Here is a 22,964-nt window from a genome sequence, read left to right as displayed (position 1 = left end):
GACGCGACATGAGCCGCCCTCTCCTCCTCGCCGCCGCCTTCGCCGCGGCGCTGACCACCGTCTCCTTCGACGCCGCCGAAGCCCAGTCCTCGCGCCGCCAGGACCAGCAGCAGGAGCAGCAGCGCGAGGAAGCGGCCAAGAAGCGCCGCTCGGCCGAGGAGTGGGGCGATTCCCGCGCCCCCCTGCCCCAGCTGCGCAACGCCGGTCCGTGCCCGTATGTGAAGGTGCTCTACGACGCCGCCCGCTACATCGAGTTCGAGGGCGGCCGCGAGGCCTCCGCCGCGGTCGGCTACTCGGGCGAGATCCAGGGGGTCTCGGCCGAGTGCGCCTACAAGGACGACGAGCCGATCCGCGTCTCGATGGAGATCCTGTTCGACCTGGGCAAAGGCCCCACGGCCCAGGGCTCGTCCAAGACCTATCGCTACTGGATCGCCGTGACCAAGCGCAACGACATGGTCATCGACAAGCAGTACTTCGACCTGCCGGTGAACTTCCCGGCCGGCCAGAACCGCATCTACGCCACCGAGACCATCGACCGGATCACCATCCCGCGCGCCCAGATGACCACCAGCGGCGCCAACTTCGAGGTGCTGGTCGGCTTCGACGTCACTCCGCAGATGGCCGAGTTCAACCGCGCCGGTAAGCGGTTCCGCGTCAACGCCGGGAGCGACGTGGCGGCCGGGGGTTCCACCTCGGGCCAATGAGCGACCTGAAGAGGGGCCTGAGCGAAGCGGTCGGCGCCGCCTTCGCGAGCCTTGGCCTTCCCGCCGAACTCGGGCGGGTGACCGTTTCCGATCGTCCCGACCTCGCCGACTTCCAGTGCAACGGCGCGCTCGCCGCCGCCAAGCAGGCCAGGCGCAACCCGCGCGAGGTCGCGACCGAGGTCGCGCGCGCGCTGGAGGCCGACCCGCGCCTGGCCTCCGTCGAGGTCGCCGGCCCGGGCTTCATCAACCTGAAGGTCTCGGAGGCGGCCCTCTCGCAGCGGGCCGCGGAGATCGCCGAGGATCCGCGGGCCGGCGCCTCCAACGTCGCCGATCCGCGGCGCGTGCTGGTCGACTACGGCGGCCCGAACGTCGCCAAGCCGATGCATGTGGGGCACCTGCGCGCCTCGATCATCGGCGAGTCCGTCAAGCGGCTCTACCGCTTCCGCGGCGACGAGGTGATCGGCGACGCCCACTTCGGCGACTGGGGCCTGCAGATGGGCCTGGTGATCGGCGCGGTGATGGACGAGCGCCCGGAGATCCGCGACCGGGTCGAGGCGTTGAACGCCCGCGGCTCCCAACCCTCGCCCGAGGAGGAGGCCGAGGCCTTCGCGCTGTTCTCCGTCGTCAGCCTGGAGGACCTCGACCGCCTCTATCCGGCCGCCGCGGCCCGCAACAAGACCGACGCCGACTACCGCGGCCGGGCCCGGCGGATCACCGCCGAACTGCAGGCCAAGAAGCCCGGCTACCATCTGCTGTGGCGGCACTTCGCCAAGGTCACCCAGGTGGCGCTGGCGCGCGACTTCCACGCGCTCGGCGTCGACTTCGACCTCTGGAAGGGCGAGAGCGACGTCGACGAGCTGATCGAGCCGATGGTCGCCGAGCTGGACGCCAAGGGCCTGCTGGTCGAGGACCAGGGCGCCCGCATCGTCCGGGTCTCCCGCCAGGGCGACAAGCGCGAGCTGCCGCCGCTGCTGGTGGTCTCCTCCGAAGGCTCGGCCATGTACGGCACCACGGACCTCGCCACCATCCTCGACCGGCGCAGGAGCTTCGATCCGCACCTGATGCTCTACGTCGTCGACCAGCGGCAGGCGGACCACTTCGAGATCGTGTTCCGGGCCGCCTACTTGGCCGGCTACGCCGCCGAGGGCAGCCTCGAGCACATCGGCTTCGGGACCATGAACGGGACCGACGGCAAACCCTTCAAGACCCGCGAGGGCGGCGTCCTGAAGCTGCACGACCTGATCGAGATGACCCGGGCCAAGGCCCGCGAGCGGCTGCACGAGGCGGGCCTGGGCGAGGAGCTGAGCCCCGAGCTCTTCGAGGACACCGCCCACAAGGTGGCGGTCGCGGCCCTGAAGTTCGCCGACCTGCAGAACTTCCGCGGCACCTCCTACGTCTTCGACCTCGACCGCTTCTCCAGCTTCGAGGGCAAGACCGGGCCCTACCTGCTCTACCAGGCGGTGCGGGTGAAATCCCTGCTGGCCAAGGCGGCCGAGCAGAGCGCCGAGCCCGGCCCCGTCGCCGTCGCCGAGCCGGCCGAGCGCGAGCTTGCCCTGCTGCTCGACGCCTTCGACGCCGCCCTGGCCGAGGCCTACGACAAGAAGGCCCCGCACTTCATCGCCGAGCACGCCTACAGGCTCGCCCAGGCCTTCTCCAAGTTCTACGCCGCCTGCCCCATCCTCACCGCCGAGCCGGCGGTGCGCGGCTCGCGCCTGACGCTGGCGGTGACCATGCTGCGGCAGCTGGAGCTGGCCCTGAGCCTCCTGGGCTTCGAAGCGCCGGAGAAGATGTAGGCGTCACCGATCTGCGATCCGCCTCGAGGACGGCCTGAACCTGGCCTCGGCCGTCAACTCCGCCGACGCCACCGGGGACGGCGTGCGCGACACCGTGCTCACCCTCTCCAACGGCCATGTCATCGTTCTCTCCGGCTACACCGGATGGAATGGCGGCGGCCTGATCCTGGCCTAGGCGGGCCCCGGCTCCGGGGCCGCTCCCTCGAAATGGGTGACGGGGTCCTCGCCTGCGAGGCGAGACGCGTTGCCAAGCCCGCGCCCCAACCGCACGTTGTTATCTGAATATTAACGTCACCGCTCGGGCTGGGCGGTCGGGATCAGGTGCGGCCGCCTGGGGAGGCGGCCCATGGGGGTTGGATTATGAGCGAACTGGTCATCGGCGCGGGCGGCGCGCAGCCATACGCTGGCGGCTTCGGCGATCACGGAAGCCGCTTCTTCGGGCAGGAGTTCATCGCGCTCGACCCGATCCTGGGCGAGCTGACCTTCCGGGTGGACCTCACCGGCGAGGCGGGCCCGGTCGCCCTGCGCGTCCTCGTCGTCAGCCTGCTCCCGAACGACAAGGTCAACCAGGTGCTGTTCACCTCGTCCACCTTGACCGTCAATCCCGCGGCGGGCGAGACCCTGGTCTACAACGCGGCGGAGCTCCGCGACCTCACCGTCGACCTTGCGGACACCGCCGTGGTCGCCGGGCAGCGCTACGCCATCGTCTGGCAGTACATGCCGGTGAACTCGGGGGATGGCCAGCTCACGTTCGCCGCCAACAGCGGCGGGGTCTACGCCGGCGGCGACATGAGCGCGACCAATGGGGCGGACCTGAACTCGTTGCAGTTCAGCTCGAGCAACATCGACATCGCGATGACGCTCACGTTCGAGGGCGCGGCAAATTCGGCGCCCACCGCGCCGGCCCTGGCTGATCAGAACGTCGCGGAGGACACCGCGGTCAACTTCCAGGTCGCCGCCTTCAGCGACGTCGATGGCGACACGCTGACCTACACCGCCTCGATGGCCGACGACGGCGCCCTGCCGGGCTGGCTGAGCTTCGACGCCGCCACGCGGACTTTCACCGGAACGCCGCCGGCCAACTTCAACGGCGTGCTGGCGCTGAAGGTCACCGCCAGCGACGGCGCGCTCACCGCCTCCGACACCTTCAACCTGACCATCTCGCCGGTGAACGATGCGCCGGTGGCGGCCGCGCTGGCTGATCAGAACGTCGCGGAGGACACCGCGGTCAACTTCCAGGTCGCCGCCTTCAGCGACGTCGATGGCGACACGCTGACCTACACCGCCTCGATGGCCGACGACGGCGCCCTGCCGGGCTGGCTGAGCTTCGACGCCGCCACGCGGACCTTCACTGGAACGCCGCCGGCCGACTTCAACGGCGTGCTGGCGCTGAAGGTCACCGCCAGCGACGGCGCGCTCTCCGCCTCCGACACCTTCAACCTGACCATCTCGCCGGTGAACGATGCGCCGGTGGCCGCCGCGCTGGCTGATCAGAACGTCGCGGAGGACACCGCGGTCAACTTCCAGGTCGCCGCCTTCAGCGACGTCGACGGCGACACGCTGACCTACACCGCCTCGATGGCCGACGACGGCGCCCTGCCGGGCTGGCTGAGCTTCGACGCCGCCACGCGGACCTTCACCGGAACGCCGCCGGCCAACTTCAACGGCGTGCTGGCGCTGAAGGTCACCGCCAGCGACGGCGCGCTCACCGCCTCCGACACCTTCAACCTGACCATCACGCCGGTGAACGACGCGCCAGTGGCGGTGGACGACACGGTGACGCTATCGGAGGACGCCGGGCTGGCGACGGTGTTCGTGCTGGCGAACGACACCGACCCGGACGGCGACCCGCTCGCGCTCAGCAGCATGACCCACTTCCCTTCGGATATGGACCTGCAGTTCGTAAGCTTCGAGACGGGCCAGATCAGCTTCCTTCTCGGCTCGCGCTACCAGTACCTGAAGGGCGGCGAGACGGTCAGCTTCGACTTCTTCTATCGTAACAGGGACCCTTCCCACGCCACAGATGATGGCAAGGTGACGGTCACCGTCGTCGGCGCGAACGACGGGCCGACGGCGCCGACGCTGGCCGACCAGTCGTTCGCGGAGGATGCGCCGGTCAGCTTCCAGGTCGCCGCGTTCGAGGACGTGGACGGCGACACGCTGACCTACACCGCCTCGATGGCCGACGACGGCGCCCTGCCGGCCTGGCTCAGCTTCGATGCGGCCACGCGGACCTTCACCGGAACGCCGCCCGCCAACTTCAACGGCGTCCTGGCCCTGAAGGTCACCGCCAGCGACGGCGCGCTCAGCGCCTCTGACACCTTCGACCTCACCATCACGCCGGTGAACGACGCCCCGGTCGCGCCCGCGCTGGCCGACCAGAGCTTCACCGAAGGCGCCCTTGTCAGCTTCCAGGTCGCCGCCTTCAGCGACGTGGACGGCGACACGCTGATCTATTCGGCGACTCGGGCAGACGGGAGCGCCCTGCCGGCCTGGCTGAGCTTTGATGCATCTACCCGCAGCTTCAACGGAACGCCGCCGGCCGACTTCGTCGGCGTGATCGCGCTGAAGGTCACCGCCAGCGACGGCGCGCTGACCGCCTCCGACACCTTCGAGCTCGCCATCACGCCGGTGAACGATGCGCCGACCGCCGTCGGCGACGCGATCTTCGTGAACGAGGACGCCACGACGGGGAACCTCGTGGCCACGCTGCTGGCCAACGACACCGATCCGGACGCCGGCGACAGCAAGACGATCACGGCCGTCGGGACCTCCGCCACCAAGGGCACGGTCGTCTTCGACGCCGGGACCCAGACCCTGACCTACGCGGCCGACCACGACGACTTCGACCTCTTGGGCGCCTTCGGCGGGCCGAACACCGCCACCGACACCTTCACTTACACCATGGTGGACAGCGGCGGCCTGACCTCCACGGCGACGGTCACCGTGACGATCACCGGTGTCGCCGACGGGGTGAAGATCAACGGCGGGGGTGCGGCCCAGACCCACCAGGGCGGCGATGGCGATGACACCATCTTCGGCCTCGCGGGCCATGACTCCATCTACGGCCTGGGCGGCTCGGACAGCCTCAACGGCGGGTCGGGCAACGACATCGTGGACGGCGGTACGGGCCACGACCGCCTGCTGGGCGACAGCGGCAACGACAGCCTGTACGGCGGCGCCGGCCGCGACACGCTCTGGGGCGACGCCGGCAACGACCTGATCGACGGCGGCGCCGGCGACGACGTGATGAGCAGCGGCTCGGGCTACGACGTCTTCGTCTTCACCGCCGGCCAGGGCGGCGACCGCGACATCGTCACCGATTTCGCCACCGTGGACCGGATCCGGCTGGAGGACGGCCTGACCCTGAGCTCGGCGAACAACGCCGCCGACGTGACCGGAGACGGCGCCCGCGACACCGTGCTCACCCTCTCGGACGGGCACGTCATCGTGCTCTCCGACTTCACGGCATGGAGCCCCGGCTACCTCGTGCTGGGCTAGGCGGCGGCGCGCCGGGCGGCCGGCGCCGGGCGCGTGCAGCGGGCGACGATCGCCAGCAGCTCGGCGGGGCGGAACGGCTTGGCCAGATAGGCGTCGAAGCCGGCCGCGCGCAGCCGTTCGGCGTCGCCGGCCATCGCCTCGGCGGTCAGCGCGACAATGGACGTGTCCCGCCGGCCGGCCTCGCCGGCGCGGACCGCGGCCACCGCCGCGGAGCCGTCCAGGTGGGGCATGTTCACGTCCATCAGCACCAGGTCGAAGTCCTGCCGCCGCAGCGCCTCGAGCGCCTCCATCCCGTCGTTGACGATGGTCAGCGACCCGACGAGGCCGTTGAGCAGCGCGTGGACGACCAGCTGGTTGAGGGGATTGTCCTCGGCCACCAGCACCCTGAGGTCGGCGATCGGCTCGCGAGACTGCGCCGGGTCCGCGCGCGACAGCTCCGCCCCCGCCCCTTCGGACTCCCGAGCCTTCGCGCCGGCGGCCGGGGCGGGCGGGGAGATGCGGATCAGATTGGCGGCCAGTCCGGCCGCGCCGACGACCAGCGCCACGACCAACAGCCCCTGCATCGTCGCTTCGGGCGAGGCGCGCTCGGCCAGGAAGACGATTGCGGCGAGGCCCGCCAGACCCAGGCCGAAGTTCACCGCCCGCGGCGCCGACGGCGGCCAGCCCTCGGCGGCTTGGCGCGGGCCGGTGGAGAGACTTGCGGCTGCGGCGAGGGCGGTCGGGCGGGGCATCGGAACAGGCACTCCAGTCGGGCCAAGGATCGCTCGCGCTCCGGTAGCAGGCCCTTAAGCATAGGGTGAGGCGGATTGTCGCAGATCGGGCGCCGCCGGCTCGCGGGCCGCGCAGCGATGCGCGTTGACTTGGGAAGCGCGATCGAACAGGTTCGCGCGACTCTCGCGGGAGAGGCCGGGCCAGCCCCGGCGCCGAAGGCGCAACCGCCCCGGAAACGCTCAGGCAAAAGGACCGCGAAGGGCTGATGAACGCTGGAAAGTAGCCGCGCCTTTCGGGGCGGGCTCGCCGAAGGAGCAGAGGGGGAAACCCCCAAATCTCTCAGGCCCAAGGACAGCGGGGGCGCAGGTCGGCCGGGGGCGTTTTCCCCGGGCGTGCGCGAAGTCGTCAGCCGGAGTCCGTGTCGTGACCGAAGCCAGTCTCAAGACCACGCCGCTCACCGAGGCGCACCTGGCCCGTGGCGCGCGCATGGTCCCGTTCGGCGGCTACTCCATGCCGGTGCAGTACGCCGAGGGCGTGCTCAAGGAGCACCTGTGGACGCGCGAGCACGCCGGCGCCTTCGACGTCTCCCACATGGGTCCGGCGGTCCTGACGCTGGAGGAGACCAGCGGCGACGCCGAAGCCGACCACAAGGCGATCGCCGCCCTGATCGAGCCGCTGGTCTGCGGCGACATCCGGGGCCTCAAGCGCGGGCAACTGCGCTACACCCTGCTGCTGAACGACGAGGGCGGCGTCCTCGACGACCTGATGATCGGCCGCCCGGCCGACGACGAGGCCCAGGGCGGCCTCTACATCGTCGTCAACGCCGGGACCAAGGACGCCGACTTCGCCCGCATCGAGCAGGCGGTCGCCGGCCGCGCCAGCCTGACCCGCGCCGACGACCGCGCCCTGGTCGCCATCCAGGGGCCGCGCGCCGCCGACGTGACCAAGGCCTTCTTCCCCCTGGCGCCGACCCTCAGCTTCATGACCTTCGCGACCTTCGACCTGGAGGGCCACCCGTGCGTCGTCGCCCGCTCCGGCTACACGGGCGAAGACGGCTACGAGGTGCTGGTCCCGCGCGAGGCGGCCGCCGGCTTCTGGAACCGGCTGCTGGCGGACGAGCGCGTCCGCCCCATCGGCCTGGGCGCCCGCGATTCCCTGCGGCTCGAGGCCGGCCTGCCGCTCTACGGCCACGACCTGGACGAGACCGTCTCGCCGATCGAGGCGAACCTCGCCTTCGCCATCTCCAAGCGACGCCGCAAGGCGGGGAACATCCCCGGCGCGGCGCGTATCGAACAGGAAATGACGCAGGGGCCGTCGCGCCTCCGCGTCGGCCTGAAGGTGCTGGAAGGCGCCCCGGCGCGCGAGGGGGCCGAGATCGCGGACGAGAACGGCCATGTGGTCGGCAGGGTGACCAGCGGCGGCTTTTCGCCGAGCCTCTCCGGCTCCATCGCCATGGGGTTCGTCCCGCCGTCGCTGTCGGAACCTGGAACCCGCCTGAAGGTCATCGTCAGAGGAAAGCCGCAGGCCTGCGAAGTCGTGGCCCTGCCGTTCGTCCCGCACCGCTACGTCCGGCTCGCCTGAAGAGGAAGAGACAAGAGAATGCGCTTCACCAAGGACCATGAATGGGTCGTCCTCGAGGGCGATGTGGCGACCGTCGGCATCACCGCCTACGCCGCCGAGCAGCTCGGCGACGTGGTGTTCGTGGAGACCCCGGAGGTCGGCAAGACCGTCTCCGCGGGCGACTCCTTCGCCGTCGTCGAGAGCGTGAAGGCCGCTTCCGACGTCTACGCCCCGATCTCCGGCGAAGTGGTCGAGGCCAACGCCGCGCTCGGCGACAAGCCCGAGACGGTCAACGAGTCGGCCGAGGGCGAGGGCTGGTTCGCCAGGCTGAAGGTGGCTGATCCCGCCGAATACGAGGGCCTGATGGACAAGGCCGCCTACGACGAGTTCCTGAAGACCCTCTGACCATGCGCTACCTCCCCCTCACGCCGGCCGACCGGGCCGAGATGCTGGCCGCCATCGGCGCCGGCCAGATCGACGAACTGTTCCGCGACGTGCCGGAAGCGGCGCGCCGCAAGGAGCTGTTCGACCTGCCGCTGCACGCCGGCGAGGTGGAGGTGGAGCGCCAGCTCGGCCGCCTGGCCGCCATGAACCGCGCCGCCGGCGCCGGGCCCTTTTTCTGCGGCGCGGGAGCCTACCGCCACCACGTGCCGGCGACGGTGGACCACATCATCCAGCGCTCGGAGTTCCTGACCAGCTACACGCCCTACCAGCCGGAGATCGCCCAGGGCACGCTGCAGGCCCTGTACGAGTTCCAGACCCAGGTCGCGGCCCTCACCGGCCTCGATGTGGCCAACGCCTCGATGTACGACGGCTCCACCGCCTGCGCCGAGGCGGTGATGATGGCCCAGCGGGTCACCCGCCGCGAGAAGGCGGTGCTGTCCGGCGGCCTGCACCCCCACTACGCCGCCACCACCCAGACCATCGCCCACGCCGAGGGGATGGAGATCCAGCGCTTGGCCGCCGCCATCGACGGCGAAGCCGCGGTGCTGGAGGCCATCGACGCCGACACCGCCTGCGTCGTCGTCCAGACGCCCAACGTGTTCGGCACGGTCACCGACGTGACGAAGATCGCCGAGGCCGCCCACGCCGCCGGCGCGCTGCTGATCGTGGTGACGACCGAGGCCGTCTCCTTCGGCCTGCTGAAATCGCCTGGGGCCATGGGCGCCGACATCGCCGTGGCCGAGGGCCAGTCGATCGGCAACGCGCTGAACTTCGGAGGCCCCTACGTCGGCCTGTTCGCCGCCCGCGAGAAGCTGGTGCGCCAGATGCCCGGCCGCCTGGCCGGCGAGACGGTGGACGCCGAGGGCCGCCGCGGCTTCGTGCTCACCCTCTCCACGCGCGAGCAGCACATCCGGCGGGAGAAGGCGACCTCCAACATCTGCACCAACTCCGGTCTCTGCGCGCTGGCCTTCACCATCCACCTGTCGCTGCTGGGCGGCAAAGGCCTGCGCCAGCTGGCGCAGGTGAACCACGCCCGGGCCAGGGAGCTGGCCAAGGCGCTCGCCGCCGTCCCGGGCGTCGAGCTGCTGACCCCGCGCTTCTTCAACGAGCTGGCCGTGAAGGTCCCGGGCGCTGCGACCGCCCTGGTCGAGGCCCTGCTGGACGACGGGATCGTCGCCGGCGTGCCCTACGCCCGGCTCGACCCGCACGCGGGCCAAGACGACGTCCTGCTGCTGGCCGCCACCGAACTCACCACACCAGAAGACATCGCCGCCCTGACCGGCGCGCTCTCCAAGAGGATCGGCGCATGAGCATGCTGAGCGTCGGACGCCCGACCCGCCCCGAGGCCGCGGACGCCCAGGGCCAAGCCTCCCTCACCGGCGGCCGCGGCCTGCTGCAGGACGAGGCCCTGATCTTCGAACTCGGCGGCTGGGACAAGACCGGCGTCGACCTGCCGGAGCCGGAGGCCGACGCCTCCGACCTCGCCGGCCTGACCCGCGACGACGTCCCCCTGCCCGGCCTCTCCGAGCCCGAGGCGGTGCGCCACTACGTGCGCCTGTCGCAGAAGAACCACGCCATCGACCTGGCGCTCTATCCGCTCGGCTCGTGCACCATGAAGCACAACCCGCGGCTCAACGAGCGGATGGCCCGCCTGGCCGGCTTCTCGGACATCCACCCGCTGCAGCCGCAGTCCACCGTGCAGGGCGCCCTGGCGCTGATGGACGGCCTCGCCCACTGGCTGAAGACCCTGACCGGCATGCCGGCCGTGGCCCTGCCGCCCAAGGCCGGCGCGCACGGCGAGCTTTGCGGCCTGCTGGCCATCCACGCCGCCCACGACGCCAAGGGCGATTCGGCCCGCCGGCGCGTGCTGGTGCCAACCTCGGCCCACGGCACCAATCCGGCCACCGCCGCCTTCGTTGGCTACTCGGTCACCGAGATCGCCCAGACCGACGACGGGCGCGTCGACCTCGCCGACATGGCCGCCAAGCTTGGGCCGGACGTGGCGGCCATCATGGTCACCAACCCCAACACCTGCGGCCTGTTCGAGCGGGACATCATCGAGATCGCCCGCCTGGCTCACGAGGCCGGGGCCTACTTCTACTGCGACGGCGCCAACTTCAACGCCATCGTCGGCAAGGTGCGGCCGGGCGACCTCGGCGTCGACGCCATGCACATCAACCTGCACAAGACCTTCTCCACGCCGCACGGCGGCGGCGGGCCGGGCGCTGGGCCCGTGGTGCTGTCGGAGGCCCTGGCGCCCTTCGCGCCGGCCCCCTGGGTCGTGTCGGGTGAAGGCGGCTTCAAGCTGGTCGAGGAGCCCGCGGGCGAAGCGGCCCAGGCCTTCGGCCGGATGAGCGCCTTCCACGGCCAGATGGGGATGTTCGTCCGCGCCTACGCCTACATGCTGAGCCACGGCGCCGACGGCTTGCGCCAGGTCGCCGAGGACGCGGTGCTGAACGCCAACTACGTCAAGGCGCGCCTGCAGGACCTGATCACCCCGGCGTTCCCGGAGGGGCCGTGCATGCACGAGGCCCTGTTCGACGACAGCTGGCTGGAGGGCACCGGCGTCACCACCCTCGACTTCGCCAAGGCGATGATCGACGAGGGCTTCCACCCGATGACCATGTACTTCCCGCTGGTGGTGCATGGGGCGATGCTGGTGGAACCGACCGAGACCGAGTCCAAGGCCGAGCTCGACCGGTTCTGCGAGGCGCTGCGGGCGCTGGCGACGGCCGCCAAGGCGGGCGAGGTGGACCGCTTCAAGGGCGCGCCCTATCTGGCGCCCCTGCGCCGGCTCGACGAGACCCTGGCGGCGCGCAAGCCGAAGCTGGCGTGGCGCCCAGAACCCACGGGTGTGGCGCCGACGCCGCTCGCTGCCGAATAGCGTAGCCTCGGGAGAAATTTCCGGGGCGGCGCCTTTACGACTCTCCGGCGCGTTCGCATATCTCACTGGCGGGTCGGCCGGACCTCCCCCGAATGGCCGTCCCGAACCCAGGTCGAACCCCCGTGTCTTACGTCAGCATCATGCCGCGCGCGCGCCGCTACGCCTCCGATGATCTCGCGCAAGAGATCCTCGGCCGGATTACGCGCGCCGCCCTGGTGATGCTGGGCCTGACGGTGGTCGCCGCCGGCATCCTGATCGCGCCCTTGCCCGGCCCGGGCGGCATCCCCGTCATCGTCGTCGGGCTGATGCTGATCCTGCGCAACTCGTTCAAGGCGCGCCGGCATTTCGTGAAGTTCCAGCGGGCCCACCCGAAGATGGTCTACCCGATCCGGCGCCTGCTGCGCCGCGAGCCGGAGATGATCCTGGTGGCCTGGCAACAGACGCTGCGGATCGAGCGGCTGGTTCTTCCCGCCCGTTTCCGGGTCGCGATGCGGCTCCGGCGGCGGTGGAAGCTGAAGCGGCGCAGGTCCGCTTCAGCCTGATCGTCCGTTCTACTTCAGCTTGACGGCGAGTTCGCCGATCGCGCGGTCGATGCTCGGGTCGCTCTTCAGGCCGGCCAGCCGGCCGGCGAGCACGCCCTCGGCCGCCCGGGCCGCCAGCTCGGCGGCCGTCGCCTTGACCTCGACAATGGCCTGGGCCTCGGCGGTGGCGATCTTGCGCTCGGCCAGTTCGCGCCGGCGGGCCACGCTCTCCTCGAGCTTCACCCGGGCCTCTTCCTGGTTGCGCTTCGCTTCCGCCTGAGCCGCGGCGAGGATGTCGGCCGCCTGCCGCTCGGCTTCGGCGCGCTCGGTGCGCAGCTCCTCGAGCAGGCGCTGGGCCTCCTCGCGCAGGCGCTTGGCCTCGTCCAGGTCGGCCTGGATGGCGGCCGACTTGGCGTCGAGCATCCCCGCCACCGCCTTCGGCGCCTTGGCGACGAAGATCACGATGGCCAGGAAGATCAAGAGGCCGATCCCGACCCAGAACTCCGCTTCGGCCGGGCTAAGGAAGGCAGGCATCAGACGGCTCCCGCGGGGATACGCGCCGCCAGGGCGGCTTCGACTTCGGCCGGCGCGGCCGGTTGGCCGGTCAGCTTCTGGACCATGGCCTGGGCGGTCTCCGAGGCGATCGCGCCGACGTTGGTCATCGCCTGGTCGCGCATGGTCCGGATCCGGCCTTCGGCCTCGGCGAGCTTCGCGTCGAGCTCGCGCTCGAGTTCGGCCTGCCGTTCGGCGATCTCCGCCGCGGCCTTGGCCTTGGCTTCGGCGCCCACGCGTCGGGCGTCGGCCCGGGCCTGCGCCACCTCGGCCTTGGCGGCTTCGGCGAGCTTCTCGGCCTCGGCCTGAACGCTCTTGGCCTCGGCGACAGCGGCGCTGATCGTCTCGGCCCGGGTGTCCAGCACCTTGCGCAGGCGCGGCACGAAGACCCGGCCCAACAGGATGTAGAGCAGCAGGAAGATCAGCAGCAGCCAGACGATCTGGCCGCCCCAGTACTCGGTGCGGAACTGCGGCAGTCCGCCGCCTTCGCCGCCGTGGGCGGCGACTTCGCTCGTACCGGCAGGGACTTCGTGACCGTGCACGGCCTCGGCCGCCTCGGCAGCCGGATTCGTGTCGTGGTCGCCCGTGCTCGGCGTGGTGGTCGTTTCGGCGGCCATTGGCCTGGTCGTCCTTAGAAAACGACGGGCGGAGCAGGCTCCGCCCTGTTGGCGTCAGCGGTTAGCTGAACAGGATCAGCAGGCCCAGCACGAAGGCCAGAATGCCGAGGGCTTCGGTCAGAGCCGCGCCGAGGATCAGGTTGGTGAACTGGCCGCCGGCCGCCGACGGGTTACGCGTGGCGCCTTGCAGGAAGCCCGAGAAAAGGGTGCCGACGCCGATGCCCGCGCCGATCATGCCCAGGGTGGCGAGACCCGCGCCGATGAACTTAGCCGCTTCCGCTTCCATGATGTGTGTGTCCCGTTTGGAAGTTGTGAGAGTGAGGGGTTGCCGGCCGTCAGTGGTGATGGCCGAGGTTGACCACGTCGTTCAGGTAGACGCAGGCCAAGACTGCAAAGACGAACGCCTGAAGGAAGGCGACCAGGAACTCGAGCGCGGTGAGCGCCACCACGCCGCCCAGCGACAGCAGCGCGCCGGGGATGCCGAGCAGGCCCAGGCCGCCGCCGGCCGCCAGGGCGCCCAGGCTGACCACGAAGCCGGCGAACACCTTCAGGGCCACGTGGCCGCCCAGCATGTTGCCGAACAGACGCAGGGCCAGGGTGACCGGGCGCAGCAGGAAAGAGATGAGCTCGATCGGGGTGACCAGGACCAGCATGTACCAGGGCACGCCGGCCGGCACGAACAGCTTGTACATGTTCACGCCGTTGCGCATCACGCCGACGATCAGCACCAGCAAGATGGTCATCGCCGCGAGCGTCGCGGTGACCGCCAGTTGCGAGGTGGCGGTGAACACCAGGAACATGCCCAGCAGGTTCATCGCCAGGATGAACAGGAACAGGGTGAAGATGAAGGGAAAGTACCGGCGCCCTTCGTGACCGATGATGCTGGTCGTCAGGTTGTCGATGTAGCCGAACACCCCTTCGCCGATCAGCTGCAGCCGTCCCGGGACGACCGCGGCCTTGGCCGTGGCGATCGCGAAGAAGACGACGATCAGGCCGGCGGCCAGCAGCATGGCCACCGTGGAGTTGGTGATCGACATGTCGATCACCCCCACGCCGGGGAGCGAGAAATCCGGGAGGTCCACGATCTTCTGGACCTCGAACTGGTGCATCGGGTCGGCCATGCCGCCTCGAACTCCTTCAATCTTCCTCGTCATCCGGGGGCAGGTCCTTGGGGGGACCCCACTCCCTCGTCGCTTCTTCAGACATCCGCTGCGCAGAGCGGACCGCCATCCAAACCGACACTACGAAGCCGACGAGGACCCCGCAGATCATCCCCCACGGCGCGGTGCGCAGAAGGGCGTCGGCGCCCGCGCCAATCGCGATGCCGACAAACAGGCCGCCCAGCAACACGCCGAGCAGCCGATATCCGTATCCGGCCGCTTTGACGCCGTAATCCTGCGGCGTCGTGGCGGTCCGCGCCCGAAGAGCCTCGGCCTGCGCTTCGAGACGCTTGATGGTCTCGTCCCGCGTTTCGTCAGGCTCCGGCATGGTCCTCGAGTCCAGCCGCAGCAGCAAAGTCGCCGCCATGGCCCGGGCTGAAAGTCGCGCGGAACCTATAGACGCTGGTGCAGTGCGTCAAGATTCCGGCGCCGCAACATAGCCCGTTGTTTTTTCACGGGAAAAATGTGGCGGGAGATTTGGTCGCGCTTCTTAGAAGATAGCGTAGCCGCCGTCGATCAAAATGGAGTCGCCGGTATGGAAGCGCGAGGCGTCCGAGGCGAGGTAGACGGCGATGCCGCCGAAGTCCTCCGGCTCGCCCCAGCGGCGGACCGGCACGCGCTTGATCACCTGCTCGTTGAACTTGTCGTTGCCCTGCGCGCCGGCGGTCATGTCGGTGGCGATCCAGCCGGGCAGCACGGCGTTGGCGCGGATCCCGTAGCGGGCGTACTCCACGGCCAGTCCGCGCACCATGCCCAGCACCGCCGTCTTGGCCGAGGAATAGGCCTCGTTGCGGGCCGCCCCGTGCACCGCCGACAGGGAGGACGTGACCACCAGCGAGCCGCCCGGATCGCCGCCCTGGGCCCGGGCCACCATGTGCTTGGTCGCCTCGCGGAAGGTGAAGAACACCCCGTCCAGGTTGACGCCCATCACGCGCCGCCAGGTCTCGGTGCTCATCTCGGCGAAGGAGCGGGCCCCGCCGCCGATCCCGGCGTTGGCGACCACGGTGTCCAGCCGGCCCATCTGTTGGGCCGCCTGCGCCATGCCCTCGACCACCTGCTGTTCCTGCGACACGTCGATCCGCTGGCTCAGCACCCGCACGCCGTGCGCCTTGAGCTTCGCCTCCGCCGCGGCGTTCTTCTCGGCATTGGTGCCCCAGATGACGACGTCGGCGCCCGCCTGGGCCATCGCCTCGGCCATGCCGAGCCCGATCCCGCCGTTGCCCCCGGTGACCAGCGCGACCTTCCCGGTCAGATCGAACGGCTTGTAGGCCATGGCGGCGCTCTCCCTCTGCTTTGAGCGCTCCTGAAAGGCCCAGTTCCGTAAGGAGCGTCAAGCTTTCAGACCTCTCCCTCCGCTCGCGGAGGGAGAGGGTAGGGTGAGGGAGGCTCCACCCGCCGCGCGGCGCCGGCGCCGGAGGCCCTCCGCTGCGCTTCGGGCCCCCTCACCCAACCCTCTCCCCGCCTTGCGGGGAGAGGTCTAGAGCAGCGGCTCGATGGCCGCGCGTTCGTCGCCGAAGGGGTCGTCCTCGACGTGCGACGAGGCGGTGTCGAACACCATGGTGGTCCGCCGTTCGGGGTCGAAGGCCGGCCACTGCAGGCCGGCGGTGCTGGGGTTCCCGGTCCGCGCGAAGGCCGCCCAGGCCGCGTTCATCTCCGCCGACAGCCGCTCCACGTCCGGGCCCGTGCCGCAGAACCGGTCCTGCGTCGGCGCCGAGAGGGTCCCGAAGACGAACGGCATCTCCAGGGCGTGGCAGGCGCCGAGCGCCCCCTTCCGGGCCGGCGAGGCGTGGGTGAAGAGGTAGAGGTAGGTGTTCGGTTGCACCGCCTTCTGGGCGCTCGCCAGCCGGATCGAGGGGACGCGGAAGCGCACGTCGCTCTGCACCGCATCCAGGATGTCCAGGCTCTCGGCCGGCAGGCCCTTGGCCCGGCGTGACGTGCGGTAGGTCTCGATCAGCGCCTTCGCCTGCGCCTCGTCGGCCTTGGGCAGCGCCGCGCGGACGGCCGCGACCAGCCCGGCCTCGTCGAGCGGCTGGCGCGGGGCGGCGGCGTTGAACAGCTTCACCTCGTCGCGGTTGGAGCCGATCAGCACCGCCGTCTCGGACGCGCCGCCGGCGCGGACGATCCTCATCGGCTCGTCGGGCAGGGTGGCCGCATCGCGCACTGGCCCGAAGGCCAGGCCCTGCTTCTGGACAGCCGCCTGCGCCTGGACGATCTGCGCCGCCGGCACGTCCCGCAGCTCCGCGGCGCGCTCGCGGGTCAGGCCCAGCGCCGCCAGCAGGGCGTCGGCGCTCTTCGCGGCCACCTCCGGCGGGGCGGCGCGGCCCACGCCGCTCTGCAGGATGGCGCGGTGGAACAGCCCCTTGGCCGGCGGCATGGCCAGCAGCGCCGCCACGGAGGCCGAGCCGGCGGACTCGCCGAAGATGGTCACGTTGGCCGGATCGCCGCCGAACGCCTCGATGTTGGCCTGCACCCATTTCAGCGCCGCGACCTGGTCCAGCAGGCCCTGGTTCGGCCCGAAGCCCGCCTCCGGGATCGAGAGGAAGCCCAGGGCCCCCAGGCGGTAGTTGATGGTCACCACCACCACGTCGTGCCGGGTCGCGAACGGCCCGCCGTCGTAGAGCGGCTCGTAGCCCGCGCCGTGGGTGAAGCCGCCGCCGTGGATCCAGAACAGCACGGGCCGGCGCGCCCCGTCAGGCGCCGGGGTGAAGACGTTGAGGTTCAGGCAGTCCTCGTCCTGCGGCCCGGAGGCGGCGAAGCCCTGGATGACGTGCGGCGTCTGCGGCGCGGCGAAGCCGATCTCGTGCGCCCGTCGCACCCCGCCCCAGGGGGCGGCCGGCTGCGGCGGCCGAAACCGCTGCTCGCCGGTTGGACAGGCCGCGTAGGGGATGCCGTAGAAGGCCAGATGCCCGTCCTTCAGGACGCCCTCGACCCGGCCGCCCGTCGTCGCCACAGCCTCCAGCGTGCGCGCATCCATGCCGCTTCCTCCACCATCCTCTTTTCGTTGGCGGCGAGGCTACACGGCCCACAAACCGCCGTCATCCCGGCCGCAGCGAAGCGGAGAGCCGGGACCCAGGAGGCCACGCGGTGAGTCTGGGTCCCGGGTCTCGCTGCGCTCGCCCGGGATGACGCCTAGGCGGCGGTCCAGCCGCCGTCGATGGCGAGGGAGGCGCCGGTGGTGGAGGCGCCCAGGTCGCTGACCAGGTAGAGCAGCATGCCGGCCAGATGGGGGTACTCGACGAAGCTCTTGTTCGGCTGGGCGGCGAGGATCACGTCCTCCACCACACGCTCCTCGGGAATGCCGCGGGCTTTCGCCTGGTCGCCGATCTGGGCCTCCACGAGCGGCGTCTTCACATAGCCCGGGCAGATGGCGTTGCAGGTCACCCCGCTGCGGGCGAGCTCGAGGGCGATCGACTTGGTGAAGCCGACGATCCCGTGCTTGGCCGCCACATAGGCCGACTTGAAGGGCGAGGCGACGAGGCCGTGGGCCGAGGCCAGGTTCACGATCCGCCCGCGCCCCTGGGCCTTCATGATCGGAACCGCCGCGCGGGTGGCGTAGAAGGCCGAGGAGAGGTTGATGGCGATGATCGCCTCCCACTTCTCCGGCGGGAACTCCTCCACAGGCGAGACGTGCTGGATGCCAGCGTTGTTGACCAGGATGTCCAGCCGGTCGAATTCGCGCCAGGCGCTGTCGACCAGGTCGGCGATCTCGTCGGGCTTGGTCATGTCGGCGCCGTGGTAGACGATCCTGACGCCCGTCCGCTCCTCGAGCGCGCGCCGGTCGTGCTCGATCCTGGCCGCGTCGCCGAAGCCGTTGATGACGACGTTGACGCCCTGCTCGGCGAGGGCCGTGGCCATCGCCTCGCCGATGCCGCTGGTGGAGCCGGTGACGATCGCCGCCTGGCCCGCAAGGCCGTAGTCCATGCTCAACTCTCCTTCACGGCCCCCGCCGGCGGCGGCTGCGGCCGCGAAAACGTCCACTCCGCCTCGGTCGAAAGATCCTCGCGGAAACGGTAGCCGGCCACGTCGAAGCCCTTCAGCTTCTCGGCCTTGTCGATCCGGTGATCGATGGCGAAGCGCGCCACCATCCCCCGCGCCCGCTTTGCGTAGAAGCTGATCACCCGCCCCTCGCCGTCCTTCTCCTCGAGGAAACGGAAGCTGACCACCGGCGTCTCCAGGGCGGCCAAGTCGACGGCGCCGAAATACTCCTGGCTGGCGAGGTTCACGAGGGTGCGGTCCTTGTGCCCACGGGAGGCCTCGTTGAGCGCCTTGGCGATCTTCTCGCCCCAGAACTTGTAGAGCGTCGGGCCGCGCCTGGTCTTCAGCCGGGTCCCCATCTCCAGCCGGTAGGGCTGGATGGCGTCGAGGGGCCGCAACACGCCGTAGAGGCCGGAGAGGATGCGCACGTGGTCCTGCGCCCAGGAGAGCGCCCGCTTGTCCAGCTCGCGCGCCTTCAGGCCCAGGTAGACGTCGCCGTTGAACGCCAGCGCCGCCTGCAGCCCCTCTTCCGAGGCCGGGTCGAAGGCCTGGAAGCGCTCGCGGTTCAGCTTGGCGAGGTCGTCGGAGAGGCTCATCAGCCGCTTCAGGTCCGCGGCCTTCAGCTTGGCGGTGACCTTGGCGAGCTCGGCCACGTCGTCCATCAGCTCCGGCGTGCTCACCGGCAGCTGCGCCTTCGGCCGCTCGAAGTTCAGCGACTTGGCGGGCGAGAGCACCATCAGCATGGCGGCTCTCTTGGCCCGAGACTCAGGGGAAGGGAAGAGGCTGGGTGACAGACAATCTGACCTCTCCCTCCGCCCGCGGAGGGAGAGGGTAGGGAGAGGGAGGCCGCGGCCGCGGTGCAGCCCCGACGTCGGAGGCCCTCCGCTGCGCTCCGGGCCCCCTTCACCCAACCCTCGCCCCGCCTTGCGGGGAGAGGTCAGAGACTAGAACAACACCCGCGGGTTCATGATCCGCTTGGGATCCAGCGCCTGGCGGATGGCGCGCAGGGCGGCGACCTCGACGGGGCTCTTGTAGCGCAGGGCCTCGGCGGTCTTCATCGCGCCCAGGCCGTGCTCGGCGCTGATCGAGCCGCCGAGCCGGGCGACGATGTCGTGGACGATGCGCGAGCCCTCGTCGCGCCTGGCCGAATGGACCGCATCGTCGCCGCCGTCGGGCCGCAGCACGTCGTAGTGGATGTTGCCGTCGCCCACGTGGCCGAAGGCGCAGATCCGGCAGCCGGGGGCGAAGCGGACCATCGCCTGGGACGCCTCGCGCAGGAAGTTGGCCACCTCGCTGACCGGCACCGAGACGTCGTGCTTCCAGGTGGCGCCCTCGGGCTTCTGGGCCGGCGACTGGTTCTCGCGCAGGGACCAGAAGGCCCGCGCCTGGGCGTCGGTCTGGGCGACGGCGGCGTCCTGCACCAGGCCCGCCTCGAGGGCGCCGGCCAGCAGCCGCTCCATGGCCGCCTCGGCCGAGCCCGGCTCGCCGGAGGTGATCTCGATCAGCGCATACCAGGGATGGACGCCCTCCAGCGGGTCGCGCTGGCCGGCGATGTTCCTCAGCGCGAAGTCGACGCCGATGCGGCTCATCAGCTCGAAGGCCTCGACGGCGCCGCCCGCCTCCTCCTTGGCGCGGGCCAGAAGGCGGATGGCGTCGTCGGCGCTGGCCAGCCCCGCCATGGCCGTGGCCCGCGAGGCCATCACCGGGAACAGCTTCAGGCTGGCGGCGGTGACGACGCCGAGCGTCCCCTCCGCGCCGATCAGCAGCTGCTTCAGGTCATAGCCGGTGTTGTCCTTGCGCAGGCGCTTCAGCCCGTTCCACACCTCGCCGTTCGGCAGCACCGCCTCCAGGCCCAGCACCAGCTGGCGGGTGGTCCCATAGCGCAGCACCTGGGTGCCGCCGGCGTTGGTGGAGACCACCCCGCCCACCGTCGCCGAGCCCTCCGAGGCCAGCCCCAGCGGGAAGCGGCGCCGATGCTGGGCCGCCGCCTCGTGCACGGAGGCCAACGTCACGCCGGCCTCGGCCACGATCACGTCGTCGAAGGGATCGAGGTCGCGGACCGCCCGCAGCCGCTCGGTGGAGAGCAGGATCTCGCCCTGTGGGATCTGGCCGCCGACCAGGCCGGTGTTGCCGCCCTGGGTCGTGATCGGCACGCCCGCCTCGAAGCAGATCCCCACCACCGCCGCCACGTCCTCGGTGGTCTTCGGCAGCGCCAGGAACGGCGTCGTTCCCTGCCAGCGGTCGCGCCATTCCAGGAGCTTCGGCGCCAGACGTTCGGGATCCTGGCTCCACCCCGCCTCGCCCAGCACGGCTTTGAGGCGGGAGAGGACGTCGGCGGGCACAGGCGCGGTCATGGCGGCGAGTGTAGCGCCTCGGCCGCCGATGATCGATTCAGGGGAGATAGCCGGGTCGACTCCTCTCCTCCCGTGTGGGGCGCCTCATGCCGAGCGCGACATCCCACTCCTGCAACCCGGCTCGGACGCGGCCCTTTCCGCAGTTTCCGATCTCCACGACGAAGTGGGGCGGATCGATGATATCCAGCCGACGCTCGCTCATACGCACGATGACTCTAACCGTCCGCCCCCGCACCGAGTGGGTCGGACTTGCCGTGTCCCAGTCGCGAAGTTCACCCTCCAGAGCTCTTCGCACCTCGGGCATGACTACGGTCTCGTGGAATTCAGGCGTGTAGCTGAACCTGCACTTTGCATCGGCTTGCGCAGGGGCCGCCAGCAGCAGGCCTGTCGCGGCGCAGGCCAGAACCCGGTCGTGGCGCATGGCCATCACTTGATGCGGATGCCCACCGGCCCCTGGGCGCCCTGGACCTCGAAGGTATCGCCGCTCTTCTTGTCCTTCGGGTACTCGGTGCAGCTCTCCTCCGGCTGGATGGAGGACTTGGTGCACAGCTTGTCGCCGTCGATCCGCCACTCGCCGGTGATCTGGCCGTCCATGGCGGTGAACTTGCCGTCCGGCGTGTAGTCCACCTCGATGTCCATGCCCTGGATGTTGAGCACGATGCCCTTGGTGGTGACCTCTTCCAGCGTTCCGGCCAGGGCCGGCGTCGACAGCGCCAGAAGTGCCGCGGCGGTCAGAAGCGTGCGCATGGTGATCCTCTCCCCGTTGAAGCGGCCATGGCGCCACAACTTGCGGCGGTCGAGCAAGAGAAAATTGGAAGGTGCGGTATGGTCCGCCGGACCTTGACTCGCGCGCCGCTACATTCATACTGGTTGGTATGTACCGTGACGACGCCCTGCCAGCGAAGACCCGGGTCCGCAATCCGGCCCAGACCCGCGAGCGGCTGCTGTCGGCCGCCTTCGAGGAGATGCACCGGTCCGGCTTCCGCGGCACGGACCTGGAGACCATCCTGGCCCGCGCCGGCGTCACCAAGGGCGCCATGTACCACCACTTCCCGGGCAAGCAGGCCATCGGCTACGCGGTCGTCGACGAGGTGATCGCCGAGGTCACCCGCCGCAAATGGCTGGAGCCGCTGGCCGAGGCGGCCGACCCGATCGCCACACTGATCGCCATCATCGAGTCGACCCCTTTCACGGCCGAGGACCTGGAGAAGGGCTGCCCGCTGAGCAACTTCTCCCAGGAGATGTCGCCGCTGGACGAGGGCTTCCGGATGCGCACCGGCGCGGTCACCCGGGCCTGGCGCGAGGCCATCGCCGAGGCCCTGCGGCGCGGCCAGGCCGCGGGCCTGGTCTCCCGCGCCGTCAATGCGGAGGACGAGGCCGTCTTCCTGATCGCCGCCTACCAGGGCGGCCTGTCGCTGGCCAAGAACACCCAGGACGAAGCCACCCTGCGCGCCTCCCAACGGACTCTCGTCCGCCACCTGGAGAGTCTGCGCGCCTGAACCCTGGCCGCCTGTTCGCGCGGCCCCTTACAAACCGACTGGTCGGTTCAAACAGGAGACGAACGTGAAGCTCTACTGGTCCGAGACTCTCAATCCGCGGAAGGTCTGCGCTGTCGCACGGCACCTGGAGGCGCCGGTGGCGTTCGTCCACGTCGATCTCGCCGCTGGCGGGTCCCACGCCCCCGACTTCCTGGCCCGCAACCCCAACGGCAAGGTGCCCGTGCTGGAGGAGGCGGACGGCCGCACCCTCTGGGAGTCCAACGCCATCATGTGCCGCCTCTCGGAAGCTGCGGGCGCGGACCTGTGGCCCCGCGACGAACGGCAGATCGACCTGCTGCGGTGGCTGTTCTGGGACGCCCAGCACTTCGGCCTGCACGCCAGCCGGCTCTACTTCGAGAACATCATCCGGCCCAAGCTGTCGGGCGCGGAGCCGAACCCGCGCACGGTGGCGGACGCCCTGGGCCAGTTCCGGACCTACGCCGCCATCCTCGACGACCACCTGGCCGGCCGAAGCTGGGTGATGGGCGATCAGCTGACCCTCGCCGACTTCGCCCTGGGCGTCGCCCTCCCCTACGCGGAGGCGGCGCAGATCCCGCTCGGCGACTTCCCCGCCATGGCCCGCTGGCACGACCGGCTGAACGAGCTGCCCGCCTGGCGCGAGCCCTTCCCCGCGATCCACTGATCCACGC

General features: G+C 70.5%; 23 protein-coding genes and 1 riboswitch. Of the genes, 10 read left to right on the top strand and 13 right to left on the bottom strand.

Going from position 1 to position 22,964, the window contains the following annotated elements; all coding sequences use genetic code 11:
* Positions 1–8: 8 nt before the first annotated feature.
* The 3 genes from ACFSC0_RS11645 (at position 9) to ACFSC0_RS11635 (ending at position 5,998) form a co-directional block, all read left to right on the top strand.
* On the top strand, positions 9–704 hold the full coding sequence (locus tag ACFSC0_RS11645; RefSeq protein ID WP_377282762.1) for a Tat pathway signal sequence domain protein: 696 nt from the start codon (positions 9–11) through the stop codon (positions 702–704).
* Positions 701–2,497: an arginine--tRNA ligase gene (locus tag ACFSC0_RS11640; protein WP_377282763.1), complete on the top strand. Its 1,797-nt coding sequence runs from the start codon at positions 701–703 to the stop codon at positions 2,495–2,497. The genes ACFSC0_RS11645 and ACFSC0_RS11640 overlap by 4 nt, the downstream gene beginning before the upstream one ends.
* A 360-nt stretch (positions 2,498–2,857) precedes the next feature.
* Positions 2,858–5,998, top strand: coding sequence for a putative Ig domain-containing protein (locus ACFSC0_RS11635; protein WP_377282764.1), 3,141 nt, complete (start codon positions 2,858–2,860; stop codon positions 5,996–5,998).
* On the opposite strand, the gene ACFSC0_RS11630 is transcribed toward ACFSC0_RS11635, so the two are convergent.
* Positions 5,995–6,729: a response regulator gene (locus tag ACFSC0_RS11630; protein ID WP_377282765.1), complete on the bottom strand. Its 735-nt coding sequence runs from the start codon at positions 6,727–6,729 to the stop codon at positions 5,995–5,997. The two genes, ACFSC0_RS11635 and ACFSC0_RS11630, sit on opposite strands and share 4 nt — an antisense overlap.
* 156 nt (positions 6,730–6,885) lie before the next feature.
* A riboswitch (glycine riboswitch) is annotated at positions 6,886–6,974 on the top strand.
* 158 nt (positions 6,975–7,132) lie between these two features.
* Here ACFSC0_RS11630 and gcvT point away from each other — a divergent pair.
* The 5 genes from gcvT (at position 7,133) to ACFSC0_RS11605 (ending at position 12,139) form a co-directional block, all read left to right on the top strand.
* Positions 7,133–8,290 (top strand): glycine cleavage system aminomethyltransferase GcvT, encoded by a 1,158-nt coding sequence (gene gcvT, locus ACFSC0_RS11625; protein ID WP_377282766.1) that lies wholly within the window; start codon positions 7,133–7,135, stop codon positions 8,288–8,290.
* Positions 8,291–8,308: 18 nt separating this feature from the next.
* Positions 8,309–8,674 carry a glycine cleavage system protein GcvH gene (gene gcvH / locus ACFSC0_RS11620; RefSeq protein WP_377282767.1) on the top strand — a complete coding sequence of 122 codons (366 nt, stop codon included), beginning with the start codon at positions 8,309–8,311 and terminating at the stop codon, positions 8,672–8,674.
* Positions 8,675–8,676: 2 nt separating this feature from the next.
* Positions 8,677–10,023: an aminomethyl-transferring glycine dehydrogenase subunit GcvPA gene (gcvPA, locus tag ACFSC0_RS11615; RefSeq protein ID WP_377282769.1), complete on the top strand. Its 1,347-nt coding sequence runs from the start codon at positions 8,677–8,679 to the stop codon at positions 10,021–10,023.
* On the top strand, positions 10,020–11,597 hold the full coding sequence (gene gcvPB, locus ACFSC0_RS11610) for an aminomethyl-transferring glycine dehydrogenase subunit GcvPB (protein ID WP_377282770.1): 1,578 nt from the start codon (positions 10,020–10,022) through the stop codon (positions 11,595–11,597). The genes gcvPA and gcvPB overlap by 4 nt, the downstream gene beginning before the upstream one ends.
* A gap of 92 nt (positions 11,598–11,689) precedes the next feature.
* A complete protein-coding gene (locus ACFSC0_RS11605; protein WP_377282771.1) occupies positions 11,690–12,139 on the top strand; it encodes a PGPGW domain-containing protein in 450 nt (149 codons plus the stop codon).
* A 9-nt stretch (positions 12,140–12,148) separates the two neighbouring features.
* Here the strand turns inward: ACFSC0_RS11605 and ACFSC0_RS11600 are convergent, their stop codons facing one another.
* The 12 genes from ACFSC0_RS11600 to ACFSC0_RS11545 form a co-directional block, all read right to left on the bottom strand.
* Positions 12,149–12,652 (bottom strand): F0F1 ATP synthase subunit B, encoded by a 504-nt coding sequence (locus ACFSC0_RS11600; protein WP_377282772.1) that lies wholly within the window; start codon positions 12,650–12,652, stop codon positions 12,149–12,151.
* Complete coding sequence (locus ACFSC0_RS11595; protein ID WP_377282773.1) at positions 12,652–13,287, bottom strand: F0F1 ATP synthase subunit B family protein; 636 nt, start codon at positions 13,285–13,287, stop codon at positions 12,652–12,654. The genes ACFSC0_RS11600 and ACFSC0_RS11595 overlap by 1 nt, the downstream gene beginning before the upstream one ends.
* Before the next feature lie 61 nt (positions 13,288–13,348).
* Positions 13,349–13,573, bottom strand: coding sequence for a F0F1 ATP synthase subunit C (locus ACFSC0_RS11590; RefSeq protein ID WP_293382167.1), 225 nt, complete (start codon positions 13,571–13,573; stop codon positions 13,349–13,351).
* Positions 13,574–13,622: 49 nt separating this feature from the next.
* Positions 13,623–14,408, bottom strand: coding sequence for a F0F1 ATP synthase subunit A (locus ACFSC0_RS11585; RefSeq protein WP_377282774.1), 786 nt, complete (start codon positions 14,406–14,408; stop codon positions 13,623–13,625).
* 16 nt (positions 14,409–14,424) lie between these two features.
* Positions 14,425–14,775 carry an AtpZ/AtpI family protein gene (locus tag ACFSC0_RS11580; protein ID WP_377282775.1) on the bottom strand — a complete coding sequence of 117 codons (351 nt, stop codon included), beginning with the start codon at positions 14,773–14,775 and terminating at the stop codon, positions 14,425–14,427.
* A gap of 162 nt (positions 14,776–14,937) precedes the next feature.
* Complete coding sequence (locus ACFSC0_RS11575) at positions 14,938–15,720, bottom strand: SDR family NAD(P)-dependent oxidoreductase (RefSeq protein ID WP_377282776.1); 783 nt, start codon at positions 15,718–15,720, stop codon at positions 14,938–14,940.
* A 204-nt stretch (positions 15,721–15,924) separates the two neighbouring features.
* Positions 15,925–17,421 carry a carboxylesterase/lipase family protein gene (locus ACFSC0_RS11570; RefSeq protein ID WP_377282777.1) on the bottom strand — a complete coding sequence of 499 codons (1,497 nt, stop codon included), beginning with the start codon at positions 17,419–17,421 and terminating at the stop codon, positions 15,925–15,927.
* Between the two features lie 155 nt (positions 17,422–17,576).
* A complete protein-coding gene (locus ACFSC0_RS11565) occupies positions 17,577–18,374 on the bottom strand; it encodes a 3-hydroxybutyrate dehydrogenase (RefSeq protein ID WP_377282778.1) in 798 nt (265 codons plus the stop codon).
* On the bottom strand, positions 18,371–19,165 hold the full coding sequence (yaaA, locus tag ACFSC0_RS11560; RefSeq protein ID WP_377282779.1) for a peroxide stress protein YaaA: 795 nt from the start codon (positions 19,163–19,165) through the stop codon (positions 18,371–18,373). Before yaaA ends, ACFSC0_RS11565 begins: the two co-directional genes overlap by 4 nt.
* A 201-nt stretch (positions 19,166–19,366) precedes the next feature.
* Positions 19,367–20,776, bottom strand: a complete 1,410-nt coding sequence (locus tag ACFSC0_RS11555; RefSeq protein WP_377282780.1) for an FAD-binding oxidoreductase — start codon at positions 20,774–20,776, stop codon at positions 19,367–19,369.
* Positions 20,777–20,813: 37 nt separating this feature from the next.
* On the bottom strand, positions 20,814–21,197 hold the full coding sequence (locus ACFSC0_RS11550; protein WP_377282781.1) for a hypothetical protein: 384 nt from the start codon (positions 21,195–21,197) through the stop codon (positions 20,814–20,816).
* A 5-nt stretch (positions 21,198–21,202) separates the two neighbouring features.
* On the bottom strand, positions 21,203–21,523 hold the full coding sequence (locus ACFSC0_RS11545; RefSeq protein WP_377282782.1) for a hypothetical protein: 321 nt from the start codon (positions 21,521–21,523) through the stop codon (positions 21,203–21,205).
* 128 nt (positions 21,524–21,651) lie between these two features.
* Here ACFSC0_RS11545 and ACFSC0_RS11540 point away from each other — a divergent pair, with 128 nt between their 5' ends.
* A complete protein-coding gene (locus tag ACFSC0_RS11540) occupies positions 21,652–22,275 on the top strand; it encodes a TetR/AcrR family transcriptional regulator (protein ID WP_377282783.1) in 624 nt (207 codons plus the stop codon).
* A 64-nt stretch (positions 22,276–22,339) separates the two neighbouring features.
* Positions 22,340–22,957, top strand: a complete 618-nt coding sequence (locus ACFSC0_RS11535) for a glutathione S-transferase family protein (protein ID WP_377282784.1) — start codon at positions 22,340–22,342, stop codon at positions 22,955–22,957.
* Positions 22,958–22,964: the final 7 nt, after the last annotated feature.

The sequence above is a fragment of the Phenylobacterium terrae genome, assembly GCF_042681205.1.
In the GTDB taxonomy this organism is placed as follows: domain Bacteria; phylum Pseudomonadota; class Alphaproteobacteria; order Caulobacterales; family Caulobacteraceae; genus Phenylobacterium; species Phenylobacterium terrae.
Note: the sequence above shows the minus strand (reverse complement) of the source record. Positions and strands in the feature narration are given on the sequence as shown.

Excerpts from the sequence above, each read along its gene's own strand:
- ACFSC0_RS11645 (WP_377282762.1), top strand. The coding sequence starts at position 9 with ATGAGCCGCCCTCTCCTCCTCGCCGCCGCCTTCGCCGCGGCGCTGACC.
- ACFSC0_RS11640 (WP_377282763.1), top strand. The coding sequence starts at position 701 with ATGAGCGACCTGAAGAGGGGCCTGAGCGAAGCGGTCGGCGCCGCCTTC.
- ACFSC0_RS11635 (WP_377282764.1), top strand. The coding sequence starts at position 2,858 with ATGAGCGAACTGGTCATCGGCGCGGGCGGCGCGCAGCCATACGCTGGC.
- ACFSC0_RS11630 (WP_377282765.1), bottom strand. The coding sequence starts at position 6,729 with ATGCCCCGCCCGACCGCCCTCGCCGCAGCCGCAAGTCTCTCCACCGGC.
- gcvH (WP_377282767.1), top strand. The coding sequence starts at position 8,309 with ATGCGCTTCACCAAGGACCATGAATGGGTCGTCCTCGAGGGCGATGTG.
- gcvPA (WP_377282769.1), top strand. The coding sequence starts at position 8,677 with ATGCGCTACCTCCCCCTCACGCCGGCCGACCGGGCCGAGATGCTGGCC.
- gcvPB (WP_377282770.1), top strand. The coding sequence starts at position 10,020 with ATGAGCATGCTGAGCGTCGGACGCCCGACCCGCCCCGAGGCCGCGGAC.
- ACFSC0_RS11605 (WP_377282771.1), top strand. The coding sequence starts at position 11,690 with ATGGCCGTCCCGAACCCAGGTCGAACCCCCGTGTCTTACGTCAGCATC.
- ACFSC0_RS11600 (WP_377282772.1), bottom strand. The coding sequence starts at position 12,652 with ATGCCTGCCTTCCTTAGCCCGGCCGAAGCGGAGTTCTGGGTCGGGATC.
- ACFSC0_RS11595 (WP_377282773.1), bottom strand. The coding sequence starts at position 13,287 with ATGGCCGCCGAAACGACCACCACGCCGAGCACGGGCGACCACGACACG.
- ACFSC0_RS11590 (WP_293382167.1), bottom strand. The coding sequence starts at position 13,573 with ATGGAAGCGGAAGCGGCTAAGTTCATCGGCGCGGGTCTCGCCACCCTG.
- ACFSC0_RS11585 (WP_377282774.1), bottom strand. The coding sequence starts at position 14,408 with ATGGCCGACCCGATGCACCAGTTCGAGGTCCAGAAGATCGTGGACCTC.
- ACFSC0_RS11580 (WP_377282775.1), bottom strand. The coding sequence starts at position 14,775 with ATGCCGGAGCCTGACGAAACGCGGGACGAGACCATCAAGCGTCTCGAA.
- ACFSC0_RS11575 (WP_377282776.1), bottom strand. The coding sequence starts at position 15,720 with ATGGCCTACAAGCCGTTCGATCTGACCGGGAAGGTCGCGCTGGTCACC.
- ACFSC0_RS11570 (WP_377282777.1), bottom strand. The coding sequence starts at position 17,421 with ATGGATGCGCGCACGCTGGAGGCTGTGGCGACGACGGGCGGCCGGGTC.
- yaaA (WP_377282779.1), bottom strand. The coding sequence starts at position 19,165 with ATGCTGATGGTGCTCTCGCCCGCCAAGTCGCTGAACTTCGAGCGGCCG.
- ACFSC0_RS11555 (WP_377282780.1), bottom strand. The coding sequence starts at position 20,776 with ATGACCGCGCCTGTGCCCGCCGACGTCCTCTCCCGCCTCAAAGCCGTG.
- ACFSC0_RS11550 (WP_377282781.1), bottom strand. The coding sequence starts at position 21,197 with ATGCGCCACGACCGGGTTCTGGCCTGCGCCGCGACAGGCCTGCTGCTG.
- ACFSC0_RS11545 (WP_377282782.1), bottom strand. The coding sequence starts at position 21,523 with ATGCGCACGCTTCTGACCGCCGCGGCACTTCTGGCGCTGTCGACGCCG.
- ACFSC0_RS11540 (WP_377282783.1), top strand. The coding sequence starts at position 21,652 with ATGTACCGTGACGACGCCCTGCCAGCGAAGACCCGGGTCCGCAATCCG.